The sequence below is a fragment of the Streptomyces sp. SAI-127 genome (assembly GCF_029894425.1).
Lineage (GTDB): Bacteria > Actinomycetota > Actinomycetes > Streptomycetales > Streptomycetaceae > Streptomyces.
The window spans coordinates 6,466,537-6,481,766 of sequence record NZ_JARXYJ010000001.1; the positions used below are offsets into that span (position 1 = coordinate 6,466,537).

The 15,230-nt window shown below is 64.5% G+C and carries 13 protein-coding genes and 2 pseudogenes; 11 read left to right on the forward strand and 4 right to left on the reverse strand.

Annotation, left to right across the window (positions count from 1 at the left end; genetic code table 11):
• Nucleotides 1-37: 37 nt before the first annotated feature.
• Nucleotides 38-856 (reverse strand): IS5 family transposase, encoded by an 819-nt coding sequence (locus tag M2157_RS29845; protein WP_280866708.1) that lies wholly within the window; start codon nt 854-856, stop codon nt 38-40.
• A 440-nt stretch (nt 857-1,296) separates the two neighbouring features.
• Between M2157_RS29845 and M2157_RS29850 the strand changes: the two are divergent.
• A pseudogene (locus M2157_RS29850) lies at nt 1,297-1,915 on the forward strand (IS5 family transposase); the annotation flags it as partial.
• Here M2157_RS29850 and M2157_RS29855 read toward each other — a convergent pair.
• Complete coding sequence (locus M2157_RS29855) at nt 1,904-3,304, reverse strand: PIN-like domain-containing protein (RefSeq protein ID WP_280866709.1); 1,401 nt, start codon at nt 3,302-3,304, stop codon at nt 1,904-1,906. The pseudogene M2157_RS29850 and the gene M2157_RS29855 sit on opposite strands and share 12 nt — an antisense overlap.
• 418 nt (nt 3,305-3,722) lie before the next feature.
• Nucleotides 3,723-4,127: a hypothetical protein gene (locus tag M2157_RS29860; protein ID WP_280866710.1), complete on the reverse strand. Its 405-nt coding sequence runs from the start codon at nt 4,125-4,127 to the stop codon at nt 3,723-3,725.
• A gap of 916 nt (nt 4,128-5,043) precedes the next feature.
• On the opposite strand from M2157_RS29860, the gene M2157_RS29865 reads away from it, so the two are divergent.
• The 4 genes from M2157_RS29865 to dcm all read left to right on the forward strand — a co-directional run bounded on the left by M2157_RS29865 (nt 5,044) and on the right by dcm (nt 10,636).
• Nucleotides 5,044-5,757 carry a hypothetical protein gene (locus tag M2157_RS29865; protein ID WP_280866711.1) on the forward strand — a complete coding sequence of 238 codons (714 nt, stop codon included), beginning with the start codon at nt 5,044-5,046 and terminating at the stop codon, nt 5,755-5,757.
• 69 nt (nt 5,758-5,826) lie between these two features.
• The gene (locus tag M2157_RS29870; protein WP_280866712.1) at nt 5,827-7,260 is read left to right on the forward strand and encodes a hypothetical protein; all 1,434 of its coding nucleotides are present in this window, start codon (nt 5,827-5,829) and stop codon (nt 7,258-7,260) included.
• Nucleotides 7,257-9,062, forward strand: coding sequence for a DEAD/DEAH box helicase (locus M2157_RS29875; protein WP_280866713.1), 1,806 nt, complete (start codon nt 7,257-7,259; stop codon nt 9,060-9,062). The genes M2157_RS29870 and M2157_RS29875 overlap by 4 nt, the downstream gene beginning before the upstream one ends.
• 209 nt (nt 9,063-9,271) lie before the next feature.
• Nucleotides 9,272-10,636 (forward strand): DNA (cytosine-5-)-methyltransferase, encoded by a 1,365-nt coding sequence (gene dcm, locus M2157_RS29880; RefSeq protein WP_280866714.1) that lies wholly within the window; start codon nt 9,272-9,274, stop codon nt 10,634-10,636.
• Here the strand turns inward: dcm and M2157_RS29885 are convergent.
• Nucleotides 10,565-11,029, reverse strand: a complete 465-nt coding sequence (locus M2157_RS29885; RefSeq protein ID WP_280866715.1) for a very short patch repair endonuclease — start codon at nt 11,027-11,029, stop codon at nt 10,565-10,567. The two genes, dcm and M2157_RS29885, sit on opposite strands and share 72 nt — an antisense overlap.
• 123 nt (nt 11,030-11,152) lie before the next feature.
• Here M2157_RS29885 and M2157_RS29890 point away from each other — a divergent pair.
• From M2157_RS29890 to M2157_RS29915, 6 genes and pseudogenes are all read left to right on the forward strand, one after another.
• A pseudogene (locus M2157_RS29890) lies at nt 11,153-11,440 on the forward strand (SDR family NAD(P)-dependent oxidoreductase); the annotation flags it as partial.
• 326 nt (nt 11,441-11,766) lie between these two features.
• Nucleotides 11,767-12,099, forward strand: coding sequence for a hypothetical protein (locus M2157_RS29895; protein ID WP_280866716.1), 333 nt, complete (start codon nt 11,767-11,769; stop codon nt 12,097-12,099).
• Between the two features lie 17 nt (nt 12,100-12,116).
• Nucleotides 12,117-13,043, forward strand: coding sequence for a WXG100 family type VII secretion target (locus M2157_RS29900; protein WP_280866717.1), 927 nt, complete (start codon nt 12,117-12,119; stop codon nt 13,041-13,043).
• 259 nt (nt 13,044-13,302) lie between these two features.
• The gene (locus tag M2157_RS29905) at nt 13,303-13,698 is read left to right on the forward strand and encodes a hypothetical protein (RefSeq protein WP_280866718.1); all 396 of its coding nucleotides are present in this window, start codon (nt 13,303-13,305) and stop codon (nt 13,696-13,698) included.
• A 55-nt stretch (nt 13,699-13,753) separates the two neighbouring features.
• Nucleotides 13,754-14,518 carry an SDR family oxidoreductase gene (locus tag M2157_RS29910; RefSeq protein ID WP_280866719.1) on the forward strand — a complete coding sequence of 255 codons (765 nt, stop codon included), beginning with the start codon at nt 13,754-13,756 and terminating at the stop codon, nt 14,516-14,518.
• 42 nt (nt 14,519-14,560) lie between these two features.
• Entirely contained in the window at nt 14,561-15,172 is a 612-nt protein-coding gene (locus M2157_RS29915; protein ID WP_280866720.1) for a hypothetical protein, read from the forward strand.
• Nucleotides 15,173-15,230: the final 58 nt, after the last annotated feature.

Genomic DNA, 15,230 nt, shown 5'->3' on the forward strand with positions numbered 1-15,230 from the left:
AACGGTAGCCCGGGTGCACGACCTGTTAGGGGTGCCTTCAGAAAGCCGGGTGCTTGCGGGCGAGTGTCATGCAGTGGGCGAGTTGGAGGAAGGCGCCGTGCATGTCGTCGCGTACTTCCCAGCGGATTCGTAAGCGGCGGGGGCCGTGGAGCCAGGCGATGGCGGACTCGGCGATCCATCGGACCTTGCCCAGTCCCGAGCCGTGCGGCCGGCCGCGTCGGGCGATCCTCGGTGTGATGCCGCGCTCGCGCAGTCGGCGGCGGTAGATGTCGTGGTCGTAGCCGCGGTCGGCATACAACGTGCGTGGCTTGCGCCGGGGCGGGCCCGGCTTGCCCCGCACCGGCCCAAGGCTGTCGACCAGGGGCAGGAGCTGGGTGACGTCGTTGCGGTGACCGCCGGTCAGGGACACCCGCAGGGGGATGCCGTGCGCCTCGGTCAGCACGTGATGCTTCGAGCCCGGCCGTGCACGGTCAACCGGGCGCGGACCGACTTTTGGGCTGCTTCGCCCCCGCTTGGCCTGCACGTGGGACGCATCAATGGTGGCGCGGGAGAAGTCGAGGCGGTCGGCCGCCCGCAACCCGTCCGGCAGCACCCGCTGGAGTTCCTCCCACACCCCGGCCTCCTGCCACTCGGCCAGCCGCCGCCAGCACACGGGACCCGAACCGAACCCCAACTCCTGCGGCAGGAACTCCCACTGGACACCGGTGTACAGGACGAACAGCACCCCTTGGAGCGTCTTGCGGTCATCGATCCGCTTGCGGCCCGGATGCCTGTAACGACGCTCATGCTGCGGCAACAGCGGCTCGATCACCGCCCACAACTCGTCACTGACCTCCCACGGCTTCCGCCGCGCCATGGTCACACCCCACAAAACACGGAATCACATGCATCTCCAACGTGCCACAAAAGGATCATTCTGCAAGGACCCCTTAGGCGACAAGGCCTGCCAATTCCATGGCCGCCGAGTGGAGCCCACTGCGGCCGTGGTGGAAGCCCAGTGCGTGACGAGCCGCTGCCCAAGTGGTGGGTTATCGAGCAGCCTTCCGCTGGCTGATGCAGCATCGCCGCTTGGCACGGGGCTACGAAGCCCTTCCGCAAAGATCCCGGACGCTGATCCACTGTGCCAGGACTAACAAAATGTCCCGCGAACTGACCGGAGGATCTGCACCAACCTGGAGAATCGAAACGGACATCTTGCTCGCAGCACCCTGGGCGTCTGCCGATCCCCGACCGTCAGGTGCTGTGACTGCACACCGATATCCAGTGGGAAGACCTCCCCAGGAGCTCGGCTTCGGCTCCGGAATAACGTGCTGGCGCCGACTACGGGACTGGAACAAGGCCGACGTCTGGCAACGACTCCACGAGGTCCTACTGGCCGAACTGAACGCCGCAGCACGGCTCAACTGGTACCGCTGCGTAGTCGACTCCTCCCACGTCAGGGTCCTAAAAGAGGGCTCCACACGGGCCCCTCACCCGTCGACAGGGGCCGGGCAGGATTGAAGCATCACCTGATCACCGACGGCCCCGGCACCCCGCTCGCCGTCATTCTCACCGGCGGCAACCGCAACGACATCACCCAGCCGTTCCCGCTGCTGGATGCCATCCCGCCCGTCCGCGCCGGGTCGGCCACCCACGGCACAGGCCGGACTCGCTGTTCGCCGACCGCGGCTACGACCACGACATCTACCGCGACCAGGTCCGCGCCCGCGGCATCATCCCTGCCATCGCTCGCCGAAGCACCCGCCATGGCAGCGGGCTTGGCCTATACCGGTGGGTGGTGGAGCGGACCTTTGCCTGGCTCCACGGCTTACGACGACTCCGCGTCAGCTGGGAACGCCGACCCGGCATCCACGAAGCCTTCCTCAAACTGGCCTGCTGCCTCATCACCCACCGGCAACTCCAGTCATCGCGTTAGCCCTTCTTGGCCCCTGTCGGAAAGTTCGCTCCCAACTTCTCCGCTGTCTCGGGTTTGCCACAGGTCGCCTCCCTCGTACTTGCTCCGGAGCAGGGGAATCACCCCGCTGGGAATGCGGAACCCCTTCGCCCAGGAAGGGTCGGTGGCGTGGCCGTAGACGGTGGTGAGCAGGAAAGGCTCCCCTCCTGTTAGGACACCTATCGCTTGCAGATCCCTCGACAGGGTGCCGATCGGTTGGGTGAAGCCGCGGAGTCTGCGTGTCTCGTCGTAGCCGGCAAGCTCGTACACCGTCTCCCGGTCCACGAACCCGCCGTTTGCCGCAGCTGCAACGATTGCTTTGACTCGGGATGGGTAGCGCCTCATCAGCTCGTCCATGAATGCCGCCAGTGACTCCGCCGTCCAGGCTTCATCTTCGGAGCCTTTGTCGGCCGATGCCTCGCCCAGCTGCTCCAGGTCGCGGACCGAGCCCTCGTCCACATTCAGTTCGAGGAGTTCTTTGGCCCAGCGGAGCAGTTCGCTTGGAGTGAGCATGTAGAGTCCCACCCCGGCCTGCTCCCGTAGTTCCTGGAGGAGTTCGGCACGGGGACGAGGCGGGATGTCGTATCCGCGGTTGGTCCACCAGTCCTTCTTCATGTCCCCCGTGACCAGTAGAACGTCGCATCCGCGGTGCCGGGCCTCCGCCATGAGCTGTACCCACACGAGGTAGTCACCGGCAGCTAGCTCGGGTTCCTTGGTGCGGAAGTCCTCGTGCCCGGGCGGTATCCCCTCGTCGGCGCGCTCCTGCGCCTCTTTCACGGCGTTGTCGTATTCGTCCGACGGCAGCGGCTCGCCGACCCGGCCGTGCAGAAGCGGTTCGAGGGCGTTGAGCACCGGGTCAGTGTGAGTGGTGGCAGTCTCCCTGAGTGCGTCGCACTCGGCCTGCGCCCGGATGAACTTTTGTAGGCTGCCAGCTGCTTTGGCAAGCTCGGTCAGGTCTCGGTCAGTCCGCTCTACAGCCTCTTCGTTGTCCTTGAGTTGGACGGCGGTCAGCCAAGTGGTCACCACTGTCCGGGCCGCGTTGACCGCCTTATCGAGCGCGGCGCTCGCCTCATTGGCCTTGGTCGCGTGGTGATGGCGTACGGTCGGCGACTCGCGGTTACGCCAGAACTCCGTGAGCACCTGGTGTGGAATCCACAGGCGCTCGCGAAGTCTGGCGAGGGCGGCAAGGGTGTCCCGGCGGGTGCTCTCGTTCGAGCGGTAGAGGTTGAGCAGCACATTGGTGTCAAGCACGACCAGACCGGAATCGAAGATCCGCTTGTAGTCGGAGCGGAGTGGGCTGCGATGGGCCTCGTCGCAGTCGAAGACGCCCCGGACTTGCGGCTGGTCGGATGTGGCGTGCGCTGCTGCCATGAAACGCTCCCCTGGAATCGTAAGGCGCATCAGCCCTCCCCGGCTGGGTGCGCAGGGGAAAGTCTAGGACCGGATAGAGCCACTGCGACCGAGAAAACAGCGGCGGTCCGACACCTCGGACGTCTGCCGATCACCGACCGTTCAGGGCTGGTCATCCGACACGATCCACGGCGAAGTACCCATGGCCCGGACAACGTCCAACTGACCTGTCAAGCACGGCCATCAGGAGCGATACACCTCATTGTGTTAGCCGTTCCAGCAGACCGGTGGTAGCTGTATCTCCCGCCAGCGCTGTTGTGTTGAGCTGAGTCACCGGCCGAGATGACGCGGTCCGGCCGTCGCCTTGACTGGTGCGCCTGTACCAGGAACCCAAACAGGTGTCGCCAACGACCGTCCAACGAGCTCACGCGCCGGCCCACTACCGCAAGGCCGCTCTCAGTATGGCGCCGGCGTCCTCTATAGCTCCTTCCTCATGCAACTCCAGAGCTACGGCCATGATGTGCCGGTCTCCTTGATCACGCCCGTAGACGTGGATCAGGTTGTCGGCAAGGTGATCCCGCTCGTGTCGCCTCAGCTCGACCATGACGTGTGCGGTCTCGGCCGGGGTCAACAGCTCTGTCGTGCCCTGGCGGAGGAGGGTGAGGGCCAAGTTGGGCTTCCCGGTGCTGTCCAGTTCCCCCGCCTGTCTTGCGAGCTGCTGTGCTACGGCCTCCTCTTTTTTGCTCCGCTGCCGGTCCCTCTTCTGACGGGGGACCGGCAGCGGAGTTCTGGCTGCTTGCTCCGCCGCAAGACGTGCTTGCAGGCCGGCCTCGGTGGTTCTCATTTCCCGCACTGTGGCTCGAAGGGCCGCAACTTGGTTCTTCAGGGATGTCACCTGAACGGAGTCCGCAGCCTGTTGTCGCTGTTGACGTGCGGTACATGAAGGGCAAGCGATGTTGAAGCCCTGGGTGAGCGAATCGATTCTCTTCCCCAGTTCGACGCACTGCCTGCAGCCTCGTCGTTCCCCCTCGGCGCTAGTGCGAAGGTCAAGTAAGACCTCACGTGTGATGCCGACATCCTGACCGCGCGTGGCGGCGTCTGAGCAGGCCTCCTTGTACAGGCGTTCAACGAAACCCTCGTCGGGAACCCTGGGGTTGTCAGGGTCGTGGTTCAGGAAACGTGACAGGGAAGTCGCGTTGCTGAGCAGGCGAGTCGCGACCTCGTCCTGAGTCAGCGGCCTAGCTGCTGACTCATCTGATGCGCCCAAACCTTGATCATTTCGTCTCAGTAAGCGACACAAGGCGCGGAGGGCTAAGGCGAGTTCCCGCTTGCGTGGCGGACAGCTGTCGTGCAGGTCCCTCTCCAGCCAGCCGCGCCTGGGCGGACGGTCTCCCACGGGTGACGTCATGCGGTTCTGCCTTCCAGAGCTGCTCAGGTGCCCTGAGGGATGTCACCCCAAGGCCGGTCTGCGATCCGGCAATTGTGCCCGATTGCACTCGCCGTTACACCTGCCTTTTCTTGCCTTCTGCCAGGCAAGCTTGCTATTTCCCGAGCAAGTTAATACCCCTACTTGCTTTCTTCCGAGCAAGCGTGAATGGGCTGGACTTTTCCTCGCCTCATGGTGTGAGCTGCTGGAAGGGCTACCGAGGAGCGGGTGGGCTGCGGCAATTGAAGTGCATACCGCCCAGTGGCGGTTCCTGCACGCTCTGAAACTGGCGACGGGCCAGGTTGCGCAAGTTCGCGGATTCAAGGAGGGGTATATGGAGGGAATTCCGTCTTACCAGGACAAGACGTTCGGAACCATGGTGAGGGCCGCGCTCTGGCTGGTCACCGAGGTGGGGGAGGGCAGCGTCTTCACCAAGACACAGCTGCGCGAGGCGTTCCCGGAGGTCGCGCAGATTGACCGCAGGCTCCGTGATTTGCGCGACCACGGCTGGCGGATCGACACGAGCCGCGACGACCCCTCCCTGCTCCAGCAGGAGCAGCGGTTCGTGACCAGGGGCGCTGACGTCTGGATCCCGGGCAGGTCGAAGGCGCCGAAGCATAAGTCCAGCCTGACCGCTGCCCAGCGCGCGAAGGTTCTCCACGACGACAACCATTTGTGCCAGTCGTGTGGTGTCGGTGCCGGCGAGGCGTACGAGGACAGCGGCGGAGTCGAGCTTGCCAAGCTCAACGTCTCCAGGCGCAAGGTCCTGCACTCCGGCGAGGGCGAGAACGCGGTGGCTGAGTACCAGCTCATCACCGAGTGCAAGCGGTGCGGGACCGGGGGAGGGGCTGACCGTGAGGTCGACCTTGATGCGCTGCTGGAACTCGTAGAGGCGCTTGCCCCGTTGGAGCAGCGGCTCTTCGCTAAGTGGATTGCCGCTGACCAGCGGACGTTCAGCCCGATTGAAAAGATCTGGGGCATTTACCGGGCCCTTCCCCAGGAGTCGCGTGCCGCGGTGGGTAAGGCCATCGACGACATGACCAGCTGACGAAGAGCGGCAGCAGGAAAAGACGGACCGGCCACAGTAATTCAGCTACAGGGAAGGACGGTAAGGATCATGCTGCGGGAGTTCCCGCCGCCGCCGCGCGCGGAGCAGTTCAGTGAGCTGATCAAGAAGAGGGTTGAGGAGGTGAGGGCCGCCGGAGGAACTCGGGAAACCGTCACCGTCGAGTGGAACGGACAACAGATCCACGTCGACGTGGTTGACCTTCCGCTGGGAGATCTCTACCTCAACCCCGGGACGCACCGGATTCGCGCCCAGCGCACCCACAAGCCGGACCAGGACCAGAACCTGGACAAGGATCCCTTCGGAGAGGCTGGCCAGGAGTATCTGCGCGTTCTCCTCCAGGCTCGGCCGTCCAACCCGGAGCTGCGGGACCCCGACTTCGACAAGCTCAAGGAGGACCTGCGCCAGTTCGGGCAGAACGACCCTGGGCTGGTCACCCACCACGGGGTGCTGGTGAACGGCAACACCCGTGCTGTTGCCCTGCGGGAACTCGGCGCGCAGTCGATGCGGGTGGGCGTGCTTCCCCCGTCATTTACTCAGGCCGACATCGACGCCGTAGAACTGGCGCTCCAGCTCCGTCAGGATCAGCGGCGCGACTACTCTTACATCAACCGGCTGCTCGCCATGGAAGAGCAGGCGACGTTGGGACGGACGCCTGAACAGATCTCCAAGGAGTTCCGGATCCGGACGGCGACCTATCACCAGGAGCGATGGATCCTCAGCGTCATTAGGGAGCTGAACGACCGCAGCGCGAGCGGCGGGGGTGTAGCGCTGCGCCTGGTCGACTGGGAAGGGGCCCAGGAACGGCTCAAGGAGCTGGAGCGGCTGTACAAGAAGCTTGAGAACCTGGACCGGGACCAGGCCGAAATCCTGAAGGAGTGGCGCCTGGCGGCGATCCTGCTGGACTTCTCGAAGACGGACGTACGTCATATCGACGAGGTGTTCCTGGAAGAGGGGTACTTGGGGAAGGCGTTGCCGGCGGAGCTGGCGGACAGCGGGATGGCCGAGCCGGTCACGTCCGTCTCCATCCCCGGACTCGGCCTGGATGTGCCGGCTGCTTCGTCGGCCGTCTCCGCGGCCCGGGCCTTGAACGACCGCATCCTCCGGGCGGCTGCCACCGTCCGCAACACGACGGCGGGACTGCCCGACAGCGAGAAGGCTTCCGCGCAGGCGCTCCTCGACGGGGCCAAGGGTGCTTTCGACCAGGCGATCGACAGTCATGGCCGGGACGCCCGGGTCCGCAAGCGGAAGCAGCTTGCGCCGGCCCGGCTCGCGGACGCGTGCGCCAACATCGACCAGTGCGTCATCGAGCTGGTCCAGGCCCGTACCTCAAACAGCTTGGACGAAGAGGCCTTCGACGAAGCTGTACTCAAGCTCCAGGGCAGTCTCCGCAAGCTTGCCCAGCAGGCCGGACGGGGCATCCCGAACCCCGGCGATGGGGTCTCGTGGCTCCTTGCCGCTGCCACCGCGGAGGGCTCCCGGTGACGGAAACGTCCCTGCACCTGAGGTTCGACGACACGCGTACCCGAGTGGTCCTGCGGACCAACGACACGTACCGGCAGAACCTCGTTCAGCTGGTCGCCCGGTTTCGTACCGGCGGCCAGCTGGGCCCCCTCTCCGCCTCGGTAGCGCTGGATGAACTCCTCGCGGAGCTAAGCGCGCTGAGCGGTTGGCCCGATCACGCCGGTGTCGTGTGGGCCCCGGAACTCCTGAATCTCGTGTCTGGGGTGGTCAAGGACGCCAGGCTGGTCGAAGACCGGCTGGCTGGTGTTGGTGCGGCTTCGGAAGTCGCTGCAGACGAAGTGCTGAGCCGGCTCGGCGATACCTGGGGGGCTGACCTCAACACGTTCCAGCGCCGGGACATCGCCAAGCTCCTGTCTCTGGGACATGGGGCGAACTTCAGCGTGCCTGGCGCCGGCAAGACGCGTGTGGCCCTTGCGCTATACGCGGCCCAGCGGATCCAGAGGCACGTCAGCAGACTGCTGGTTGTCTGCCCCAAGTCGGCTTATGAGTCCTGGCGTTATGAGACTGCCGTCTGTTTCAACTACCCATTGCGCACGCATGTGCTGGACGGATCGCTGGATCAGTGGGCGGAGGTGCTGATAGTCAACTACGAGCGGCTGGACCGCTCACTGCCTCGGCTCGCGAACTGGCTGAAGTCCGCCCCCTCAATGATCGTCCTCGACGAGGCCCACCGGATGAAGCTTGGCGCCCGGGGGACATACGGCGCCGCGTGCATGGCATTGGGGCCGCTCGCGGAACGGCGGCTCATCTTGACTGGAACACCAGCTCCGAACGGATCCAAGGATTTGGAGAATCTTCTGGGCTTCGTTTGGCCTGGGCATGGCCAGCGGACGGTGACCCGGGCAGTAGCCGGCGGCGACCTCGCCTACGCGAGTACGGTCCTGCGGCCGCTGTTCACCCGTACCACTAAGCAGGAGCTCGGGCTGCCACCGATGACCCTGCGGATGCGGTACGTGGATATGCCGGCGCTGCATGCCGAGATCTACAGCTCATTGGTGGGCGGAATGTCCACCGGCACAGCACGCGACGATCTCAGCGCGCTCGGCAAGACCGCCTTGCGTCTGCTGATGGCTGCGACCAGTCCGGCACTGCTGCTGGAAGGCGCCACCAAACACGAGCCCCTTGCCTATCAACTGCCCCCACTGCAAATCCCGGTCGGCAGCTCGTTGTACTCGCTGATGCAGAATCTTCCCGACTACGAGCTGTCTCCGAAGTACAAGGAGGCGTTGGCGATCGTGGCCGAGAACGCCGCCCAGGGGCGTAAGACACTGGTCTGGACGACCTTCGTACGCAGCCTGACGACCTTGGCTCAGATGCTGGAGAAGTACAGCCCGGCGGTCGTGTACGGCGGGACGCCAGACCGAGATGAGCAGCTCCGCCGCTTTCGAGAAGATCCCAGCTGCATGGTGCTGATCTCCAACCCAGCCACCCTGGGTGAGGGGATCAGTCTTCACCACGTATGCCACGACGCTGTCTACGTGGACCGGGACTTCATGGCCGGCCGCTATCTCCAGAGCCTTGACCGTATCCACCGCCTGGGCCTCGCCCCCGATACGGCGACGCGGGTCACGGTGATCGCGGCGCGCGGGACGATCGACGAGGTGGTCGAGGTGAGGATGGACCAGAAGCTCGAATTCATGGGGAAGATCCTTGACGACCCGACAGTCCAGCAGCTCGCGGATCTGGAGGAGGAGCCATCCGTAGCCGCCGGGCTCGCGCCTGGTGACGTTGAGGCGCTGCTACGGCATATTGGCGGCAGGTGAGCTGTAGGGCTGTGCTCGACGGGGTCCGGTGTGGAATGTCACATCGGAGAGCAGCGCTTGTGATCCTTGCTCTGCCCCAGGCAAGGATCATGGCTGAGGCAATGGCACACTCGTGGTGTTGAGTGGGTGTCGAGTGCTCAAGGGCCAGCAAGTGATCATGGTCTCTGCAACACTTGGGACCAGTTTGAGTCACTCCTGGAAGGAGCGCCATGAGCCCCAGCGGTCGCGAACGTCCGCAGTTCACCCGGCCCCTGACCTCGCTGGAGATCTGTGCCGGTGCGGGCGGACAAGCCGTGGGGTTGCACCATGCAGGGTTCGACCATCTGGGTCTCGTGGAGTGGGATGCACATGCGGTGGACACGCTCCGGGCGAATGTCGGTGGCTGGCCAGGGTGGGGGAAGGAGCGGACTGACAGCCTAAAGCCCATGGATGTGAACGATTTCCTTACCTCCGAGATTTACGAGAATCTTCGAAGTGTTCTTGATGTCAGTAAGGAAAGGCTGGATCTCCTGGCTGGCGGAGTCCCGTGCCCTCCTTTTTCCCTAGCAGGGAAGCAGTTGGGGGAGGATGATGAGCGGGACCTCTTTCCGGCGGCTCTTGAAATCATTGAAGATCTCAGGCCGAGAGCGGTCATGATTGAAAATGTTCGCGGAATCCTGGAACCTCCGGAAGTATTTATTGATTACCGTAGAAGGATCCTCAAGGATCTTCGTGATTTCGGTTACGTAGTTCCAGAAGTCAAGGAGAGTTGGACTGCTGCAGAGCAGGATCGCGCCATGCGAAAGGTGTGGCGTCGGATCGATGCGGCTCATTTTGGTGTCCCGCAACTCCGCCCGCGGGCCATTTTGGTTGTTATTCATGAAGATGTGCTGAAGACTGCAGATTTCGATTTCGTGTGGCCGTCTGAAATCAAGGGTAAGCGAGCGACTGTAGTCGATGAACTTGCTGCCACTATGGAGACGCGCTGCCGAAAGTATTGGTCGAAGAACGAGCGTGGGGAGCGCGCGACGGCAGGAGACCGCACTGGAAGGCACGTTTACCAGGAATGGCTGCGCAAGGCTTCCAGGGCGGCTGAGATTGGCCGCGGTGTGGCTCCGACCCTGGTAGGAGGGTCGAAGAAGCATGGCGGTGCGGACCTCGGGCCGACCAGGGCCAAGCGAGCTTGGGCGGCGCTAGGTGTGGACGGGATGGGTGTTGCCAACGATCTCGATAAATGCGACCCGGAGCGGGATCTCTTCCGGCCTGCTGGCCCCATGCTGACTGTTGAGCAAGCTGCAATCATCCAGGGATTCCCCACTGACTGGAAGTTCCAGGGAAGGAAGACAGCTCAATACCGGCAAGTCGGAAACGCTTTTCCCCCTCCGGTTGCTGAGGCGGTTGGCCGTGCTATTGCTGCCGTACTCCGTCCGGAGCACCGCGATGAGCTTCTCCGCGAGTATGAACTGGACGTCGACGGCTCATCCGCAGATGCTCAGCAGGCCGAACAGATGACCCTCCCTGTATCAGGTCGGTCGATTACCAACAGTCCGCCGTCGGTTAACCGCAGCGGCGATCTTGTCCGCACAAGCGTCTGACGGCTCGTGCTCCCAGAAACGGAGCACGAGCCACCCAGCTTCTTCAAGACGTTGATCAGTATCGCGGTCACGCTTAACGTTGCCGACAACCTTCTCTGACCAATAGCCAGAGTTCGTCTTTGGTGGAACGTAATGCTCTGGGCATCCGTGCCAGTAGCAGCCATCGATGAAGACTGCCACCTTTGCTGGGCCGAACACCATGTCCGCAGTTCGGCGGAGGTCTGGCAGAGGACGCGCGTCGACGCGGTATCGCAGTCCTTGTGCGTGCACTAGTCGACGGATCAACTTCTCAGGCTTTGTGTCACGGCTGCGGATCGCCTGCATGTTGCGGCGCCGGGCTGCGGAGGAAGCCCAGGAGCCCTCTGGCGCTGTCCATTCGAGATCTTCGGGCACATCGCTGAGCGTAGTACTGGTGGGAAGCGGCGGTTAGCCGGGTTCCGCATGGGCTCGTCGAGCAGTTGGCAGGGATGAGATGGAGCCCTCGGCCCCTTACCCGTCGTGGATACCTTGACCGCCATGACTCAGATCTCTGGAAGCGATCAGTACCCTCGTCGCCTGGTCGGCAAGGTCGTCGTCGTTACCGGAGCGGCCAAAGGACAGGGCGCCGCCGAGGCTGCCGCCTTGCAGCAGGCTGGGGCCACCGTGATCGGGACCGATGCGCAGCCGGAGGGCAGTGAGTGTCGGCGAATCGATGTCAGTCGTGAGGCCGACTGGGCTGAGTTGGCCGCCGAGCTCAAGGAGACCCACGGCCAGGTGCATGGGCTGGTCAACAACGCGGGGATCATTCAGCGGGATCGGATCGACAGTGGACGGCAACCGCTTCGCCTGGTGAACACTACGCAGGGCGTGTACGAAGTTGAGGGCGAACACGCGGTCCCGCGCTCATGACAACGACGTTGCCCTGAGCGCGGGCGTGCTCAAGGCGCTGCGGCTGACGTCCTGAAGGCGGGCGGACGTGGAGCAGGGGCAGTCCTCCTGCTCCACGTCCGTCGATCGTCGGTTGTTGCCGCGCTCCCAGGTAGGGACTCAAGGCGCGGCTAGAACTGGTTCGTGCGACCTGCAAACTGATGCGGCCTTGTGTTAGGAACGTTGAGGAACTTGCCTGACACAACATGCCGCACGGGGGATGCATGGCGTCACAGTATGCAGTCACGCAGGACGCACTGACTCGATTCTCAAGGACTGCGCAGGAGCGCGCTGAGCGGCTGCGGCGGATCCGGGAGGCGCTGGGTGCGCACTCTCCCGGTGCGAACGCTTTCGGCAAGCTCCCGGAGTCCCAGGAGACCGGTCAGGACTACCGCGAGCGTGTCGACGCCACATTGGAGAACCTCGACTTCGCGGCAGGACAGCAGGAGCAGATCGCCGAGTTCATCGAGCGGACTGGTCGCTCGTACCAGGAGGTCGAGGACCACACGGTGGACCAGGTCCGTAGCATCGCGGCCCAGTCTCGGGGGGCGATGTGAGCGGGCCGGCAGGTGCGGTGGTCGATGCCTACGGCAAGGTCAACGACTGGATGAGCCCGCTCAGCGGGCTGCTCGACGAGCTGATGCGCCCGGTGGTGGAACCGCTGGCCGAGCAGCTCGAATTCGTCACCGGCGATCCCGAAGGCCTCCAGGACGCTGCTGATCTGTGGGCCAAGCAGGCTGGTGCGCTCCGTGATCTCCTAGCCGACCAACGGCGTGACCGCGCAGATCTCGCTCATGAATGGTCCGGCGGGGCAGCTGACGCCTTCTTCAACGAACTCATCGACCTGGAAGCGGAGTTCGATGCCGAGGCCGCGGACATGGAGGGAACGGCCGAGCTGCTCCGGGAAGCGGCCGAAGAGTGCCGCATGATCCAGGAGATGGTCGAGACGGTCATCCGCGAGCTGATTGAATGGGCGCTGATCACTCTCGCTGCTTCCGCCGCCTTCGCCGCGCTGACCGCGGGTGTTTCCGCGGCCGCCGGTGCCGCCGCGGCCGCCGCTGAGGGCTCCTTGGCCGCCACCCGGATCGCGAGCCTGGTGGCACGGCTCGCCAGAGCCTTGGAGAAGATCGCGGAGCGCATGAGGGCGCTCAGCGTGCTCGCCAAGACGAACAGGTTCAGTACGGCCAAGCCGTGGACCTGGAAGCACGTCGGCGACTTGCAGACCCCCGACGGGCTGCGAGCCTTCGTCGCTCAGCGGGTCGTGAAGACCACGGGAAAGGCGGCACTCGGCGCGGTCGGCCTCACAGGTGACCCTGTCGGACAGACAAATCAGGAAGGCATGCAAGGCGCCATGGGCATCGGCGCCGACGAAGCCGACGACCGGCTGGCGGGGAACCGCAATCCCAGTACGGCGGCTCGTGAGGATCTCGGAATCGCCAACCCGTCAGATCACGATCATCAGACGGTGGAACCCCGGTTCCGGGACAATCCATTCGGCTGACCACTCGTCCGATCAGAGAGACACGGGAATGAACGACGATTGCCGCGACCAGGTCCAGCCGCACCTCCAGGCCGCGGAGCGGCTGATCGCAGGCTGCAAGTGCTACATGGCTCCAGGGGTACCCGAGCGGCCGGTCTGGTTGAGACAGCTACCGCAGGAGTCGGAACTGGAGCGACGGATCAAGTCCCGCCTCCCCCGGGCGGTACAAAGATTCCTGCGGCCGAGTGAACCGAAGCCCGTCGGGCGGGTGGAACGGAGGATGGAAGGTGCCGAGCTGGCTGTCGACAACGCTTTCACACAGGCAGCTCACGGCAAGGGCATGCATGGCGGATGGGAGAGCCAGGCCGGGCAGTTCCTGGTGACGCACTACAGCGCCGCGCCCGCCTCGACGCTGGTGGTCGCATTCACCGACCGCCGGGTGCTCGTACTGGCGGACCGCGCAAAACTCTGGCAGACCAGTCAGGTGTTCGAGCCGCAGTGGGAGGCTCCGCGCTCCACTGCCCTCGGAGTCCGGGCCAACCCCAAGGGTGTGCTCCAGCGCGGCCGCTTCGAGCTGCTGTTCGCTGACGGGTCGTGGATCGCGTTGGTGGCGTCAGTGCCGACGCATGCCGAGCCGTTCGCGGCACAGGTGGGTGGCTGGCAGATCGCCGAGTAAGGGCAAGAGGCTCGCGGGAAGGGGCTGCTCACCTGCTGCGGCTATGTTTTCCGCCATGACTCGGATCTCCAAAAGTGATCAACCGGCCCAGCGGCTGGTCGGCAAGGTCGTCGTCGTTACCGGAGCAGCCCGGGGGCAGGGGGCTGCCGAGGCTGCCGCCTTGGCCCTGGCGGGGGCCACCGTGATCGGGACCGATGCGCGGCCGGAGGGCAGTGAGTGTCGGCGGCTGGATGTCAGTCGTGAGGGCGACTGGGCTGAGTTGGCCGCCGAGCTCAAGGAGACCTACGGCCAGGTGCATGGGCTGGTCAACAACGCGAGGATCATTCAGCGGGATCGGATCGACAGTGTTCGGGCTGAGGACTTCGCGCAGGTGCAGGCCGTGAATACCGTTGGGCCGTTGCTCGGGATTCAGTACCTCTCTCCGCTGATGACGAGTGGGGCGTCCATCGTGAATGTCGGGTCTTCCGCTGCGCTCACCGGGTACTACCCCGTTGCCTACACCGCCAGTAAGTGGGCTCTGCGTGGGGTGTCGAAGGTTGCCGCCATGGAGTTGGGGCCTCGGGGGATTCGGGTCAATACCGTGCATCCCGGGTACATCGAGACGGAGATGACCGCCGGGGCTACGGAGGCCTTTCGGGACGCAACCATCGGGGAGACGCCGTTGGGGCGGAGTGGGACCGTTGCTGACATCGCTCCGCTTGTGGTGTTTCTGCTGAGCGACGAGTCCTCGTTCATTACCGGTGCGGAGATTCCTGTGGACGGGGGCCTTACCGTGCACGGTGGTGTCAAGTCCATCTCCGATGCGATGAAGGCCGGTTGACAGGAGCAGTGATCGTTGGGTGCCCGGGAGCGTGTCCGTAAGGTGTACCGGCCGCTGTGGCGGGCCGGGATCGAGGTGATTCTGAATGCCGTGCCGGACGGTGTGATGCCGTTCGTCGTCGGATACGACGCCGAAGATGTGGTCGGCGGCTTCTCCCACCCGTACGACACCCCGCGGCTTGTCGAGCGACTCAATGCGGACTGGTACGACCTCGCTGTCTCCTCGGGCCTTCTCGACCACCGGCGCGAGTTTCTCGTGCAGCTCCCGCAAGGCACCAGGTCGCACCAGGCTGCCCTGCGGCACCTGCACAGCGACAGTTGCACCGCGCCGGCGGTCTGGACCCGGGGCCGGCTCCTGGAGCGCTGGGACATCATGGGCCGGGCTGCGGCATCGGCGTTCCTCGGCGTTCACGCGGGTCACCCGGGCTTCGCCATGATGGCTCTCGACAGCAGCGTGTACGTCCACGCCTCAACGGGCGAGATCGGCGTCGACGTGCTCGCGGTGCGCCACCCGGACCGCTCGGAGAACGTCCTGAGGCACCTGGAACGGATAGCGGTTCACGACAGTCCCTACGTCAATCGCGAGTTCAAGGAGCGGATCGCCGTCTGGCTTGCGGGGCGCGGACGATGCGCTGTCGGTCCTTCAGACGGTTGATGGCGCGGCGCCCCGAGCGGTCGGCAGAAGGACGAGGTCGAGGTCGCTGGAACCCGTT